At 52.7% G+C, this 14635-nt stretch carries 12 protein-coding genes; 7 read left to right on the top strand and 5 right to left on the bottom strand.

The annotated features are described in order from the left end of the window. Window positions 1-90: 90 nt before the first annotated feature. Window positions 91-1428 carry an adenylate/guanylate cyclase domain-containing protein gene (locus tag GOV85_RS10285; protein ID WP_171177661.1) on the top strand — a complete coding sequence of 446 codons (1338 nt, stop codon included), beginning with the start codon at window positions 91-93 and terminating at the stop codon, window positions 1426-1428. Between the two features lie 224 nt (window positions 1429-1652). Here the strand turns inward: GOV85_RS10285 and GOV85_RS10290 are convergent, their stop codons facing one another. Further along, complete coding sequence (locus tag GOV85_RS10290; protein ID WP_371810786.1) at window positions 1653-2240, bottom strand: TetR/AcrR family transcriptional regulator; 588 nt, start codon at window positions 2238-2240, stop codon at window positions 1653-1655. An 80-nt stretch (window positions 2241-2320) separates the two neighbouring features. On the opposite strand from GOV85_RS10290, the gene GOV85_RS10295 reads away from it, so the two are divergent. Continuing rightward, window positions 2321-2794, top strand: coding sequence for a cupin domain-containing protein (locus GOV85_RS10295; protein ID WP_171177665.1), 474 nt, complete (start codon window positions 2321-2323; stop codon window positions 2792-2794). A gap of 259 nt (window positions 2795-3053) precedes the next feature. On the opposite strand, the gene GOV85_RS10300 is transcribed toward GOV85_RS10295, so the two are convergent. Beyond that, a complete protein-coding gene (locus GOV85_RS10300) occupies window positions 3054-3695 on the bottom strand; it encodes a TetR/AcrR family transcriptional regulator (protein WP_216599024.1) in 642 nt (213 codons plus the stop codon). Window positions 3696-3782: 87 nt separating this feature from the next. Here GOV85_RS10300 and GOV85_RS10305 point away from each other — a divergent pair, with 87 nt between their 5' ends. Both GOV85_RS10305 and GOV85_RS10310 read left to right on the top strand, forming a co-directional pair. Continuing rightward, a complete protein-coding gene (locus tag GOV85_RS10305; RefSeq protein WP_171177667.1) occupies window positions 3783-4943 on the top strand; it encodes an efflux RND transporter periplasmic adaptor subunit in 1161 nt (386 codons plus the stop codon). A gap of 12 nt (window positions 4944-4955) precedes the next feature. Next, window positions 4956-8099: an efflux RND transporter permease subunit gene (locus GOV85_RS10310; protein WP_171177669.1), complete on the top strand. Its 3144-nt coding sequence runs from the start codon at window positions 4956-4958 to the stop codon at window positions 8097-8099. 244 nt (window positions 8100-8343) lie between these two features. On the opposite strand, the gene gntH is transcribed toward GOV85_RS10310, so the two are convergent. Further along, entirely contained in the window at window positions 8344-9543 is a 1200-nt protein-coding gene (gntH, locus tag GOV85_RS10315) for a guanitoxin biosynthesis MBL fold metallo-hydrolase GntH (protein WP_171177671.1), read from the bottom strand. Here gntH and GOV85_RS10320 point away from each other — a divergent pair. From GOV85_RS10320 to GOV85_RS10330, 3 genes are all read left to right on the top strand, one after another. Continuing rightward, window positions 9491-10483 carry a class I SAM-dependent methyltransferase gene (locus tag GOV85_RS10320; RefSeq protein WP_171177673.1) on the top strand — a complete coding sequence of 331 codons (993 nt, stop codon included), beginning with the start codon at window positions 9491-9493 and terminating at the stop codon, window positions 10481-10483. The genes gntH and GOV85_RS10320 overlap by 53 nt on opposite strands. After that, window positions 10483-11358 (top strand): MBL fold metallo-hydrolase, encoded by an 876-nt coding sequence (locus tag GOV85_RS10325; RefSeq protein ID WP_171177674.1) that lies wholly within the window; start codon window positions 10483-10485, stop codon window positions 11356-11358. Before GOV85_RS10320 ends, GOV85_RS10325 begins: the two co-directional genes overlap by 1 nt. 544 nt (window positions 11359-11902) lie before the next feature. After that, on the top strand, window positions 11903-12154 hold the full coding sequence (locus tag GOV85_RS10330; RefSeq protein ID WP_171178089.1) for a helix-turn-helix transcriptional regulator: 252 nt from the start codon (window positions 11903-11905) through the stop codon (window positions 12152-12154). A 124-nt stretch (window positions 12155-12278) separates the two neighbouring features. Here GOV85_RS10330 and GOV85_RS10335 read toward each other — a convergent pair whose 3' ends face one another. Together GOV85_RS10335 and GOV85_RS10340 are read right to left on the bottom strand one after the other, a co-directional pair. Further along, on the bottom strand, window positions 12279-13373 hold the full coding sequence (locus GOV85_RS10335) for a hypothetical protein (protein ID WP_171177676.1): 1095 nt from the start codon (window positions 13371-13373) through the stop codon (window positions 12279-12281). Between the two features lies 1 nt (window position 13374). After that, window positions 13375-14391, bottom strand: a complete 1017-nt coding sequence (locus GOV85_RS10340) for a hypothetical protein (RefSeq protein ID WP_171177678.1) — start codon at window positions 14389-14391, stop codon at window positions 13375-13377. Between the last annotated feature and the right edge of the window lie 244 nt (window positions 14392-14635).

Raw genomic sequence — 14635 nt, forward strand, 5'->3', positions numbered from 1 at the left:
GAACCTCAATATGATCACGCGCTGGCCCCGCGGCGAACACCATTGAAAACATGGGCGGAGCATCGGCCAAAGAACGACTGGGAGGGGCGCATGACTGCCAATGTGGAGACCCTTTTCACCGAAAGCGACGGGCTTTCCATCGCCTATCAAGTTTGGGGCGATGGGCCACGCAATCTTGTTTTGGTCCCCGGAATGATTTCGCACCTGGAAGCGTCCATGGAAAACCCGGGCTATCTGCAGTGGATGACAGCTCTCAGCTCGGTGGGAAGATTGGTTACTTTCGACAAGCGCGGCAACGGCATGTCAGATCGCATTCAGGGGACACCAACCCTTGAAGAGCGCGTCATGGATATAGAGGCTGTGATGGATGTCACTGAAATGACCTCAGCCACGGTCATTGCTTTTTCCGAGGGGGCCTCCCTTGCCTGTGTCTATGCCGCGATGCGCCCCGAGCGCGTTGAACGTCTGGCTTTGTGTGGTGGGTACGCTCAAGGCCGTCTAACTCGCGGTTACCTGACCCCCGAAAGCCTTGAAATCGCGTTGAAACAGTTCCGTGAGAATTGGGGGAAGCTCTATAAACCTCACCCATTTTCGGCTTTCGGCCCAAGTGAGGACGATGCTGAAGCTCAGGAAGCATGGGCGCATTTCCAAAGGATGAGCGCGACCCCTATTACAGTCGCCAACCTGTTCGAATTGGCGGCCCGGATAGATATCCGGGAATTGCTGCCTTCTATTTCACAACCCACTTTGGTCATACATCGCGAATTCGAAGAACCCAACGGGGCTGATTGCGCCCAGGATTTTCTGCGTTTGATGCCATCCACTAAATACAAAACCATACCCGGCCACGAGCATGTGCCATGGGAAGGCGACGTGGACAGTTATTCGGCCTCAATCGTCGAGTTTGTCACCGGCGAAGCACCGGCGACGATCCAACCCAAGCGCACCCTTGCTACCGTTCTGTTCTCAGATCTCGTCGCGTCCACTTCGCAACAAGCACGCATCGGTGATGAGAGTTGGCGCAACTTGATGAACCGCCACGATGACATTTGCGCAAACCAGATCTCTCGACACGGTGGTCATCTGGTGAAATTCACTGGCGACGGCGTGCTGGCGACGTTCAGTTCTCCTACGAACGCGCTGGCCTGCGCTGGTTCTGTGAAAGAAGCATTGTCTGCAATCGACCTTAACGCACGCTTCGGCGCTCACACTGGTGAGATTGAAATTCGCGGTGAGGATATCAGCGGCCTTGGCGTGGTCATAGCAGCGCGGGTGATGGGCCAAGCCAAGGAAGGACAGGTTCTGGCATCCGATCTCACGCGGCAACTGATGCTTGGTGCGCCGTTCGAGTTTCAAGACTGCGGTGAGCACGAGTTGAAGGGCGTTCCAAATACTTGGCGACTGCACGCGGTCAGTCCTGCGAACTAGACAACGCGGAACACTGGCCTTGCCTACTGTTCTTTACCACGGGATCCGATTGTGGGCTTTGCGCTCGAAGCGGTCCTTCGCCAAGTCGCAACGGATGTCCATTTTGCGGACCTTTTTGTCATTGGCGTGTGGGGGGCCAAGGGCGGCGACCAGCCCAAAACGGAGGTTGAACAGTTGTCTATTTGCCAGCAGTTTTAGGATAAAGTCGGCATCTGAATCATGCCTCAGTTTTTTGGCAAGTACCGATCCAAAAGAGCGTCGACCAACCCTTTCTGAAGTTGGTAACCAGTAGCTTCGTCCACACGTAAAATGTCTTCAAGAATGACAAGTTGTTCCATGCCCGTCGTCATGGACAATCGCTTTGCTAGGTCGTCAATTTCCTTCGGCTCCATCAATGGGTGAACTGGCGCAAGTGCTTCCGAAAAAGCCGCTAATCTTCTGGCCCCACGCATTTTGACCGTTCCATCCTCAAGAGATGCCTTGAGTGATTCCGCCAGAAACTGCCGGAAGTGCGCCTCATTAACCCGAGAAAATTCCAGATAGTAGCGCGCGACCACATGTACACGGCTCCTAACGTCATCCAGCCCCTCAAGAAGTTCCGACGTGGGAGTGACGTCAAGATCCAGCGTCGCATCCAAAGCCAAGACACTTGGGTCAGAAAAGTAGCGATAGACCGTCGCACGACTGGTTTTGGCGCGTTCAGCGACTTTTGCTAGCGTGACCTCCTTGCCTTCCGACATCAGGTCACGTGCAGCCGAAAGAAGTACTTCTCGCGTTCGGTTGATTTGATTTGTACGAGGCGCCAATTCCAAACCCTTTATAATACACTTGTCTCATAAGTGGATATGTGTATCATAAGGGCAGTTTGTTTCAAGTAAAGGGAGTCGCAATAATGACTGAATCTCGCCCGCGAATTTATCATCTACTTGGGAACCTTTTGACCTTTCATGCCTTTCCCAGTGAGACTGGAGATCGTTGCACAATTGTTGAGATAAAGACGGCACCGGGTGCCGGTGCACCGCCCAATCATCATGCTGGTGAAGATGAGAGTTTCTATGTGCTCGATGGTGAATTCGAGTTCTTTTTGAATGGTGAGACAGTCAACGTCAAATGTGGTGACTTCGTTAAGGTTCCGGACGGCGCAGTGCACGCCTTTACATGCACCGGAGAGCGGCCTGGCCGGTTACTTTGCATTAATGCCCCCGGCGCGATGCATGACACTTTCTTTACTGAAGCCGGTGAAGCAATGCCTGACGGCACGACCGATATTCCGGCGCCAGATGCACCACCAGACATTCCGGCGATCATGTCCGTGGCAGGTCGAGTGGGAATGACGATCCTGGCGCCTGCGGACGTTCCTAGCTAACTAGTCTGCTTAAAGTGCGCCAGCCTGCGAACCGGAGGCTTTGAACTAAAGATTCTACGGTACACCATATCTGCTACTACTAGCTCATTACGAAGGCGACATTCACGAATAGACCTTGCATTTCGGATAGCGGACATTCGCTGCGCTTCCGGAGAGTGTTATTTGCCTGAACCAAAGCAGTCGAATAGGTGCAGGCGATCTAATGCTTGGGTTTGTCCGCCATCAAAGGTGGGTCGTGTTTGTTTTGTCCCGAGAACGATCATCTGAGCATTCTTTCCGAAACGTCCTCGAGAAGAGTACGCAAATCGAACTCTCCTCCTTTATCCGCAAGTCCTTTGTCATGCAGAATGAACGACAGCCCGTGCACGAAACTCCATAGCAAAAAACCGCGGCGGCGAACTTCGTCTGTGATTCCCGGTTCGCCGAGACACTTTGCAACCTCAGCTAGCAGAATCGCAAAGCTTTGCTGGCCGCCTTCCTTCAGCCGGGGATCCGCGATGCGGTCTGTGAAGCCGCCAAATTTCAGCCTGAAGATCCCGGGCTCATTTAAAGCGAAGGCTATATACTCCATCCCGATGGCGGTAATGCGGTCGGGGGATCCTTCAGGAACGCCTTCCAGTGCGGCAAGCATTTTGTCTCGGTACCGATCCATTCCCTCAAGGACAGTGGCGACCAGCATTTCTGTCTTGTCTTTGAAGTGCTTGTACGGTGCCGCAGTCGAGACGCCCGCGCGTCTGCACGCCTCAGATACGGAAAAACTGTCAGGTCCTTTCTCTTCAACCAACTGTCGGGTTGCTTCGATCAGCGCAGCACGGAGATCGCCGTGATGGTAAGCCTTCTTGCTCATTGAATGACCGGTCGCCTGGATGGTTGTTGAGTGATTTTTTTCTGTGCTGCTCATGATCCAAGATGTGCCAGATCACGTACCCCTTGTCAAAGTAAGAACTTCTAACATATGTTAGAGACGCTAACTTGATGAGGTTCCCAAATGCCGAATCCTGCAAATTCATCTACTAAAGCGATCAAACCGAACCTATTTTCGCTTTTGCTGCGCGGCACTACGCGTCTCGGCATGACCGTCAGCTTCATAGCCGTCGCAGCGGCCGCAGTTTACTTCGGCGCGTCCGAGCTCACTCGCAGGGCAGATGCTGTTCCCTCACCGGAAGCGGCCGCAGTGACCCCGGTTTCCGCAACGCTGATCACGTCGGAGAGCGCTTACACGGTCGGACGTGTATTCATCGGACAAGTCGAACCTCAACGTTCAGCGGATATCTCTTTCGAATTGAATGGCACGCTTGACCAAATCCTGGTGGATGAGGGAGACGAGGTCGCTAAGGGCCAGCTTCTCGCAACATTGGACGTCGCTCTGTTGGAGGTCGAACGCGACCGTCTCACAGCGTCACGTGATGCCATTGCAGCCCAGCTTGCATTTGCCAAGAAAACGGTCGAGCGAAACGCTAAACTCATCGAGCAAGGCTTTACCAGTCAAGCCCGCCTAGATGAGGCAGTTTCCCAACAAGATGAATTGCTTTCCAGAATTGGCGAACTGGATGCGGCCTTGCGTGATGTAACCGTTCGGATCGAGAAATCCAGTATAGAGGCTCCGTTTGCCGGTCAGATAACCGCTCGAAACGTGGACGGTGGAGAAACTCTGCGCTCAGGCGAGCTGGTTCTGGGTATGGTCGAGGTCGAGTCGCCGCAGGTTCGGATCGGTGTTCCTCTCGATGTTGATCCGGTTCTGCTGACTTATGTTGAGATCGAAGTAGCAGGTCAAAGATATAGGGCTGAGCTTACAACTTTGCGGCCTGATATTGACCCGGTGACCCGAACCCGAACCGCGCTGTTCGACCTTAAGAAAGCGCCGGACGTTGCTTTCGGACAAACCGCACGTGTGCATGTACTCGAACCTGTCCAAAGTGCGGGAACCTGGGTGTCCACAACTTCACTTAAGGAAGGAACGCGCGGGCAATGGACCCTGCTCGTTGCCGACGCGCAAAAGACTGTGCGGCTAGCGGCGGTCGAAGTGCTGCATGCCGAAGACGACCGTGTCTTTGTGCGTGGAGTGTTTCCGGAAGGCACAGTCCTGATCGATCAGGGGCCGCAGCGATTCAGCGTTGGTCAGCGCGTCGCCTTCGACACTGGCGAGTAACGGAGCGATCTGATGGAAACCCTTACCTTTCGCCACCCCCGGCTGGTTGCCCTCATCATTTTGGTGCTTGTATCTGCAGGCCTGTCTTCGTTCCTATCTCTTGGGCGACAGGAAGACCCTACGATCACCAACCTCTTCGCAACTGTAACGACACAGTTCCCGGGTGCAGACCCAGAACGGGTTGAAGCGCTGGTTACAGCAGAAATCGAAGAAGAGATGCGGAAAATCGCCGAGGTGGATGAGATCAGTTCAGTCTCCCGCTCGGGTGTGTCGGTCGTTTCGGTAGAATTGCTGGAAACGCTAGACGAAGCCACCATTGAGCAGGTTTGGGCCGAGGCTCGGGATGCCGTCGAAGATGCGCGCCAGAATTTTCCCATAGGAGTTTTGCCACCGGAATTCGATGCCGAGGGCATTTCTGCCTATTCTGCGGTCATTGCAGTTGCGGCCGAGGATCCAGACTTCCCGTTAACTTTGCTGTCGCGTCATGCCGAAGCATTGGGTGACAGATTGCGTGCGATACCTGATACACGCGCAGTGGACTATTTCGGTCAGCCAGAAGAAGAGGTGCTCGTAAGCGTCGATATGGACAAGGCCGCTGCGCTTGGGCTTGGCGTAGCCGAGATTTCCCAACGGATCGCCGAAGCAGATGGGAAGGTCCAGTCTGGGCGTTTGCAGTCCGATGTCGACCTGACAATAGGCATCAGCGGAGAAATTGAGACTTTGGACCGCATTCGAAGCATCATCCTGCGAGAAAACGCAGACGGTGCCGTGGTGCAGCTCGGAGATATTGCCAGCGTAGACCGGGGCGCGCGCGAACCGCAGTCCTCAATAGCGTTTGCCAACGGAAAGCCCTCGGTTTTGGTAGGTGTTCTGGCGCAGGACGGCGTACAGATCGACCGTTGGACAGGCTTTCTTCGGGATGAACTTGAGGCTGGTGCTGCATCGGTGCCTTTGGGCATGCAGGAAATACTGCTGTTTGATCAAAGCCAGTACACAACGGATCGTTTGTCAGAGGTTGGGGTCAACATGGCCATTGGCGTGGCTCTGGTCGTGGCAGTTTTGTTTGTTACGTTGGGGGTTCGGGCGGCCGCGATTGTGGCTTTGGTATTGCCGGTCGTCTCATTGGCAACTCTGGCGACGATGAACATGATTGGATTGCCAATCCATCAGATGTCCGTGACGGGTCTGATTGTTGCCCTCGGTCTGCTCGTTGACGCAGCTATCGTGATGACCGATGAAATCCGACGTCGTCTGCAGGATGGGATGGAGCGACTTGCAGCCGTGCGAGATGCCGTACGCCGGTTGGCCGCGCCACTGCTGGCATCGACCGTGACAACAGCGCTTGCCTTCACGCCGATGATCTTGCTGCCGGGACCCGCAGGCGACTTTGTAGGTGCCATCGCTATCGCAGTGGTACTTATGCTTGTCTGGTCCCTGGTTGTGGCGTTGACGGTTACACCGGCGATTGCTGGCTGGTTACTGTCCGATCGCTCAGACGCAGGAATGCTGAGCCGTGGTATCGTCATCCCGCCGCTTTCCCGCTTGTTTGAGGCCTCAATCCGATTGTCTGTTTCTAATCCCGTGCGATCCATCGCGTTGGCATTGGTCTTGCCTGTGCTGGGCTTTGCGGCCTTTCCAACGCTGACGGCGCAATTCTTCCCGGGTGTCGACCGAAACCAGTTCTATATCGAGGTCGACATGCCGGGTGGAACATCTATTGCCACCACTGAAGCAACAGCGCGCCAGATTGACGAAATGCTTCTGGCGGATGACGGCGTCAAGAGTGTCTACTGGACAGTTGGAGAGTCCGGCCCGGCATTCTACTACAACATCGTTGGCAACCGTTCACGCGAGCCCGGTTTTGCACAAGCCATGATCACGACCGACACGGCTGACGACGCGGCTCGCCTTGTCGGAGCGTTGCAGCGTCGTCTGGATACCGACTTTCCTGACGCGCAGATCATCGTTCGCAGTCTTGTTCAGGGCCCTCCGGTCGCCGCACCGGTTGAAGTCAAAATTCAGGGCCAAGACATCACGGTATTGCGCAATCTGGGCGACGAGGTGCGTTCAGTCATGGCCAATCTCGATTTGGTGACTCAGGCGCGCGCCAGTGTGAACGGCGGCACCCCTCAAGTCCGGTTCGAGATTGATGAAGTCAAAGCCCGTCTGTTGGGGCTGGACGTGGCGGATATAGCTGGCCAGCTGGACACGGCGCTGGTTGGCATTACCGGTGGATCGCTGATCGAAGGAACCGAGCAGTTACCAGTCCGCGTTCGCTTAGGTGACGAGGTGCGTTCAGATCTAAGCACGATTGTCAGTATGCCTATCCTACTGCCAAATGCAGCTGCGATATCTGCGACTGGAGCCTTCCCAGCGGTACCGCTGTCGGAATTGGCCAAGCCCGTGATTGAACCGGCAGAAAGCGTAATAACTCGAACGGATGGCGTGCGCGAAAACACCATACAGGCGTTTATCGTACCCGGTGTTTTACCCGAAGAGGCATTGCAGGACATACTAGAAGCGCTTGATGCGTCCGGGTTTGTGTTGCCGCAAGGCTATTCGATGTCCTTAGGCGGCGACAGTGATGCCCGATCCAACACCGTGGGCAATCTGCTTGCCTCTGTTGGTTTGATTGTCACACTCTCCTTCGCGACCATCGTTCTGACCTTTAACTCGTTCCGACTAACACTGGTGACCTTGGTCGTGTGCGTGTTGTCTGCAGGCCTTTCAATGCTGTCGCTGGCGGTTATGCAATTCCCGTTCGGTATAACAGCAATCATCGGGGTCATCGGCTCAATCGGGGTTTCGATCAACGCGGCGATAATCATTTTGACCGGGTTGCAACAAGACGTTGACGCAAACCAAGGCGACCGTGCGGCCATGGCGCGAGTAGTGACTGGATCAAGTCGGCACATCATCTCGACAACGGTCACTACCTTCGGCGGGTTCCTACCCCTGATCATGGGTGGAGGCGCATTTTGGCCGCCATTCGCCGTTGCAATCGCCGGAGGCGTTTTGTTGTCGACCGTCGTATCCTTCTATTTCACCACACCCGTGTTCGCGTTGGTGTATCGTGGCAAGCTCAACAAACCGCTTGAGGCAAACAACCAACATTCCCAGCCTCGAGAAGCAATTGTCGCACTTGTGGCAGAATGAGGATTGAGACTACTTCTCCTTGCGAGTTGGTATGTTTCGAAGCCGTCGTTGTTCGAAGCACGGTTCAAGTTCTGTTATGGGCCGCACACGGACTTAGCAAATTCTGGTTTCTGCGCATTACCGCCATTCACCACTGGTGCAGGATCTGACGCTCTTGGGCTCCAAGTAGACCTTAACTGCACCGGGCATGAATGACTGCTCTGCGGATTAAGCGGCCGCTAATCCCACTGAAGCGCATTGCAGGCTAGTCTCCGTTAAGATTTAGGCGACCCGCATTAAGCCAATCCGACAACTCTGTTCTTTCGCTGGGGTCAGGTGGGCCCGCAGGAGTTGGAGGGTCAACAGGCAATGGACTGTCTGATCCGACGATCTCTCTAACACTTACGGCATCTTCCGAAACATTCCAAACAAGCATGTCCTGAGCCAAAGTGAGCGGGCCGTCATACGTCTTTCGGATTGCTGCAATTGTGTCCGGAGCAATATCGAAATCGGCAAATGTATGGTAGGCAATCGCATGCCGCGGCTCAATCATCGCGAATAGTTTTCCGCACGCGTCTGGTGGCGTGTGAACCACCGTTGCCACCAATCGGGCGCGTTCAGGGTCGTAGTTTTTGATATCAATGAATTGTTGGATCGTTAAGTAGCATTCGTGAATGACAAGATCCGCTTCTTTAGCGTTTTCCACGAACCACTTGTTTAGGTTGGTGTCACCTGAGTAGACGAATTTAAGTCCTTTCCACTCCAAGCTGTAGGACACTGAACCGTCTATGCCGTGAATCGCGGGCCAAGATCGAATGACAACACCATCGCTTTCATAAACTATCTGTGTCTTAGAATAGTCGAACTCAGTCACCGAGAGGTGTCCACCTGCCGAGGGCATATTCCCGCGCCGCCCTGCCAAGTCCCAGGCCAACATTTTGAGGAGGCCATCCATGGCCGCAGCGGTCCCGTATTCTGGCTTTAAGCCACTTGGTCCCCATACCTGCAGGGGAACCGTTCGGTTTGACACCCAGCCACCCACAAAAAGTGCATCGAGGTCTCCAATATGATCTACGTGCAGGTGGCTAATGAACACTTTGTCCAGATAAGTGTATGGGATTTCCAACGCGGCCAAATTTGCTAACGAACCAGTTCCGACATCGAAGAGGAACTTGTCGCCATTGCCAAGTTCAACCAACCACGACGCTGACGCTTGAGAGTGTCGAAAATTAGGTGTTCCGGTTCCCAGCGAGATAACTCGCATCTCCGCTTCACCGAGCGGCTCTGCGTTTGGATAATAGAACTTTCGCTCTCCGGACGAACCAGCTGAAGCTGCGCCGCACCGAATCGACGCAAATACAAAACTCAATACCGGCAACAACCTTAGGCGCACGGTTTTCTCCGATTTGCTGATGAAATCTATTGTACAAGAAAATTGCTTCTGTCCAAAATCGCGCGTCTGCATTGGGCTAAATGCGGTCAACTTGCTTAAACCTCTACTTAGCGGAAAAACCCGACATTTGCTTTTTTCCGCCAAACGCCTTCACAATGCTCATATGCAAGATAACCAAGCACAGGCTGACTACTGGAGTTCGAAGAGCGGACTTAAGTGGATAGATTTCGAAAGCGAACTTGATGTGGTATTTGGCGCGGTCGACAAAGCGCTGGTTGAGCGGTCGAAGCCTTCGCCAGGCGAGCGCGTCTTGGACATAGGTTGCGGTACTGGAGCTACGAGCAGGACGTTTTCTTCGCTTGTCGCACCAGGCGGAACAATATGCGCAGTCGACATTTCTGCACCCTTGATCGAACAGGCCCGCCAGCGTGCAAAAGAAGCAACGGTTGAAGCACAGTATCTGTTAGCGGATGCGCAAACCGACCAGTTTCCTGACGCGCCGTTTGATTTGGTGATCTCTCGCTTCGGATCAATGTTCTTTGCCGATCCCGTTGCTGCCTTCGTCAATATTCGGGGCCAGATCAAGCCATCGGGCCGAATGGCTCTTGCTGCATGGGCACCGGCCAAGGGAAATCCTTGGTTTGACGTGCCCAAAGACGGTGCGGTTGACAGGCTGGGACCTTTAGAAAGCTCAGACCCCAACGCCCCTGGACCGCTGGGCTTTCAGAACGCTGGCCATGTCGCTGGAATTCTAGAAGAGGCTGGTTTCAAAGACGTGAACGGCGAAACGATCAGGGTAAACCTAACTCATCCCGGGCCCTTGGAGCGTGCTGCGGCTTTGGCTTCGAATATCGGCCCGGCAGCGAGGATACTCAAGAAGTACTCCGGGAGCGAGGAAGATATCGAGGCGATAACCGATTATGTAATCGCCAATTTTCGCTGCTTCGAAGTCAACGGAGGCATCCGCATCCCGGCAAATCTGAATTTCTTCACAGCCAGAAATCCGGGCTGATGACCTCAACTGCAACTTTGCGAGTATTGGAGCCAGCCCCCAATATTTTGGCGTTTTATGACGGTCGGGTTGCAGGGGCCCGACTTCATTCTCCGTCGTGGAATTGGATGGACGACGCGGCATATACACTCGGGGTCGCCAGCTATGCCATCCTCAATGGCACTGACGCTGTGGTCTATGACACGCACATCTCGCTTGATCACGCTCGTTGGATACGAAGCGAGCTGCAACGTCGTGGGGTGACATCAATTCGGGTTGTGCTTAGCCATCATCACAAGGATCATATCGCTGGAACCGAGGTGTTTGCTGATTGCGAAATCATTGCGGGCAACAAAACGGCAAAGGCGCTGGTTGAAAAAGAGGAAAGTTATTCGAAGAGCGATCCGCCGATCAAGCCGGTAGTGATGCCCACAACTGTGTTTGACGGTGAAATGGCGTTGAGTGTTGGGACGACCGACATTGAACTACGTCCTTTGGATATTCACAGTCACGACGGTGTCGCGCTCTACCTTCCAAAGTCCAGGATCTTGCTGGCGGGTGATGCGCTGGAAGATAGCGTGACCTATGTCGCCGAACCAGATCGCCTTGATATTCACCTGGCCGAACTTGACCGGCTTTCCACCTGGGATATTTCGGCCATCCTGCCCTGCCATGGTGACCCCGATCGGATCGCAAGAGGTGGATATGATTGCTCATTCATAACGGCTACGAGGCAATATGTTGCAAAGCTCTTGCAGTGCCGCGATGGGGCAGGATGGAGCAATCTTACGCTTCGGGAATTTGCGAAAGTCTGGTTCGAAGAAGGCTCGTTGACCTACTTCGATGCCTATGAGGGCGTGCACCAAGACAACCTGCAGTCTGTGACCGGCGTCTAAAAACGACGAACTGTATTGGTCCTGAATGACGTCCGATGTGGGCTCGAAGCCGTCATAAGGCGGTGCAGGCGCGAGGCTGTGACCTCTGCCGATCCTTCCGCATATCCGGCGCAGATTGCGGGGGCTAGTTGGGGGATTGATGCGGAAGGTTCTTTTATTTTTTTACAGAGTGTTAGATAAAATTTTGTTGCGGGCGGTGGGCACCATGTTTCTGGTGCAACATGTTGCAAACTGTCGCTAACACCTTAGCCCTGTTGCAAAATGCAACTGGCACCTGTAGCACACTGTTGCAGAATGTCGCAAAATAACGCGGCGCAAGTGTGGGGCAGAATGTGGGGCAGGCATGGCAAGAGGCATATCGCCCGCCAGCGACCGAAACCATCATCCCGATGGATCAAAGGCCGATGATGCACTAACAATCAACTTGGACCAGTCAGATGAGGCTGCTCATGAGCGCTATCGTTCGCGCAAACGCGTTGTTCAGTCATTACTGTTTCCTCCGGTTGTGATATTGATAGAAATCATATCATCACGAGCAAGGCAAATGTCAGTAGAAATTCTATCAATTAGGCAAATCAAAGCCGCTAGGGCATTATTGGCTTGGTCTCAAGTAGACTTGGCGGAACGGTCAGGTGTGTCCTACCCTACAATAGCCAGACTTGAGACAAACGACGGCCCCATGGGTGGCAGAAAGGAAACTGCACAAGCCATCCGATCCGCCTTAGAAGCCCAAGGCATTCAGTTCCTTGACGAAGGCGATACGGCAAGCGGGGTTGGGGTGGTTTTGTCCAGATAACAAGACTTTGCCGTTTCTGAACGCAGACCAAATCACACTACAAACAACACCTGTTTCCTCTGCGAATAGCCTCCCAGAACACTCCAGCGACTTCCGTGGCTCTCGGGAAATACAAACTTGGCGTCTATTTGAGGACCAACACAGCACCAGTAGGGCGATGGGTCGGTGCCAATCGCATCTGATTCCCGTCCAATTGCAACAACGGCCCAGCCAAATAGTCTTCATCTTGAAGTCCGATTGCCCAAACAACCGGAAGAGTGTCGTCGATTTCGGCGGCAATCGCAGCGACAATCACCATCATATCAAACGAACTGACACTTGATATTGATGATGCCAGAAACGTTCGATAGTCCTCTCCGCTACCAATACGGAAAATGACATTTCGCTGCGCTGCTCGGAGTGACAGTCCAGAAATCCCCGGAACACTTTGAGTGTCACCGGATCTCGGGCGCTCCCAAAATGCTGGTCCAGTTTGAAACGCGTCCGAGCAGTTTTCTGTCGCATACTTGTCAATCGCTGAGTCAAGTACTTTTTCGTTTGAAGTCGGTACACCTAGCTTTTCAGCAAGCCAATCTCGCTCTAGCAAATCAAGTCCATTTTGGCCAACGCAAAGAACGTGGCGGCCCGAGAAATTCCGATACTCACCAAGCTTCCCTAAGGTCTTCGATAGAATGATCCCAATAGGTTCTTCTCCATCTTTTGTTGGGCGGAAAAAGGGTCCGCTGACCAGTAGCCTAAATTGACTGCTATCTGGAAAAAGGAGTTCATTGTTGTTCACTAAGAAGTCAATTGACGAAGACAGGAAGAGTTCTCGTCCCGACTCTAAAAAAAGAACAATATCTCCGATCCTTTGAATGTTGGATCCTTCGGATTCCAATGCAGCATTTGTCAAGTTTCTAATAGGTAGTACAGAATATTCCTCATCATTGGGTAGCTCAATTAACCAAGTGAAAGCGCGGTAAGCCGGGTACGCTTGTTGGCGAGTGACACTGCAACGAAAGTTAGTTGCAAAAAACTCTGTCTGACTAAAAGCCACCTCATAAACAACGGGGATCAATGCCCCCTCTAAAGGCATCGGTGAAGAGACTGCCGCCACCGAACCCGCACGTTCATTGTACTGCCGCTCAATGCTATCTTCTGGGCACTCGGCGGCGAACAAAGGGTTGATGGTGCCAAAAAGAGCCGTGGCAAAGGAAAGCCAATACAGGTATCTTTTCAAATTAACCTCCTAAGTTCTTTTTCATGAAGGATTGTATCGTTCTTCCAAGGCCTCCAGGCTGAAATTCCCGAGGGTTGTCTCGAACATAGATCATTATCTCAAATGAACAGGATGAAAGAGCAGTTGCGCCTACCGCTCGCCGTTCCAGCGCTTCTCGCGCAGTTATTCCTTCTGCGGCACCACGCTCGGGAAATATCTCCAACACCAGAGATAGTTGGCGTAGGTCTGAACCGGTCTCTGTAGGCACCAAATTGGAGACACTTATTCCATCAAGGTCCAAGTCTTGATAATGTTCTCCGATCCCGGAACGTGACAGTTGAACCTGATCAACTTTCATCGAATAAGCGACCACTTCTTTTGTGGGGAAGTTAGAGACATTGTGGCAGTTTACATTGTGCCATATCGTAACTAGCGCGTCGATGGCTGCCGAAAATGGGAAGTTCTTGAATACTGTTTGATCAATTTCAATGTTGGCTTTGCGCAGCGTATTTATGTCATTTCTTACACGAAGGATTAACTCATTGGGTAAGTTCCCACCTTCGGCAATAGGTACAAACTCATCAGTTTGCGATTTCGCGCGCTCTTCGTTAAGTGCATTTCTCCAAAATTCTTTTAGTGTTCCTTCCAACCCATCAATCTTATTTCTATCCAAAAGGTTGATGACCGGCTCGGAAATTCCATAGAACGCGAGCATGTTCTCTTCATCTTTCAAAGATGGTATTTGAAATTCAAACTGGTGATAGAAAACGGTATCTTCAGAATGCGCGACACTCTTCTGAAGTTCAACAAGGTAACGCTCGATTGCCGTTATTCCTAAAGCTGCTTTAATTTGGTTCAGGAACAACAGTGCAAGAGCTGCGATAGCAAGAGGAACGAGTAATTTTGATAAGAATGAAATAGTCGTTTTCTTTGCCTCGGCGACCCATTCACTTTGCTGGTTTGTGGTTTTATTTGCTTCAGCCGAATCAGGTGATACGGCGGATGGTTTCTGATTTGCTGGGTCCGATTCTTCAACCAAAGTACTTCTCCTGAAATCTGTTTTTCAAACAGTCAGAAACTTCAACAATGCTCGAACTTACCTACAACTCTAAAAAGTTTTTTCTAATTTGACTCACCTTGCACAATTGGCATGAATCGCGCAAGTGCTGGCGCAAATGCACTGTGCTTAAGGCATTGTTGTGCCCTACGCCGGTTCTCTCCCTACCTCTAGAAATTGGCGTCGCGCTGTCCAAAGCGCCTCAGCCCCTTCGGACTGCCACTTG

This window comes from Ruegeria sp. HKCCA4633, from assembly GCF_013034605.1.
Taxonomy (GTDB): Bacteria; Pseudomonadota; Alphaproteobacteria; order Rhodobacterales; family Rhodobacteraceae; genus Ruegeria.

What these genes read in the sequence shown, in the direction of transcription:
- GOV85_RS10285 (WP_171177661.1), top strand. Translation starts at nt 91, where the DNA reads ATGACTGCCAATGTGGAGACCCTTTTCACCGAAAGCGACGGGCTTTCC.
- GOV85_RS10295 (WP_171177665.1), top strand. Translation starts at nt 2,321, where the DNA reads ATGACTGAATCTCGCCCGCGAATTTATCATCTACTTGGGAACCTTTTG.
- GOV85_RS10300 (WP_216599024.1), bottom strand. Translation starts at nt 3,695, where the DNA reads ATGAGCAGCACAGAAAAAAATCACTCAACAACCATCCAGGCGACCGGT.
- GOV85_RS10305 (WP_171177667.1), top strand. Translation starts at nt 3,783, where the DNA reads ATGCCGAATCCTGCAAATTCATCTACTAAAGCGATCAAACCGAACCTA.
- GOV85_RS10310 (WP_171177669.1), top strand. Translation starts at nt 4,956, where the DNA reads ATGGAAACCCTTACCTTTCGCCACCCCCGGCTGGTTGCCCTCATCATT.
- GOV85_RS10320 (WP_171177673.1), top strand. Translation starts at nt 9,491, where the DNA reads ATGAAATCTATTGTACAAGAAAATTGCTTCTGTCCAAAATCGCGCGTC.
- gntH (WP_171177671.1), bottom strand. Translation starts at nt 9,543, where the DNA reads ATGCAGACGCGCGATTTTGGACAGAAGCAATTTTCTTGTACAATAGAT.
- GOV85_RS10325 (WP_171177674.1), top strand. Translation starts at nt 10,483, where the DNA reads ATGACCTCAACTGCAACTTTGCGAGTATTGGAGCCAGCCCCCAATATT.
- GOV85_RS10330 (WP_171178089.1), top strand. Translation starts at nt 11,903, where the DNA reads ATGTCAGTAGAAATTCTATCAATTAGGCAAATCAAAGCCGCTAGGGCA.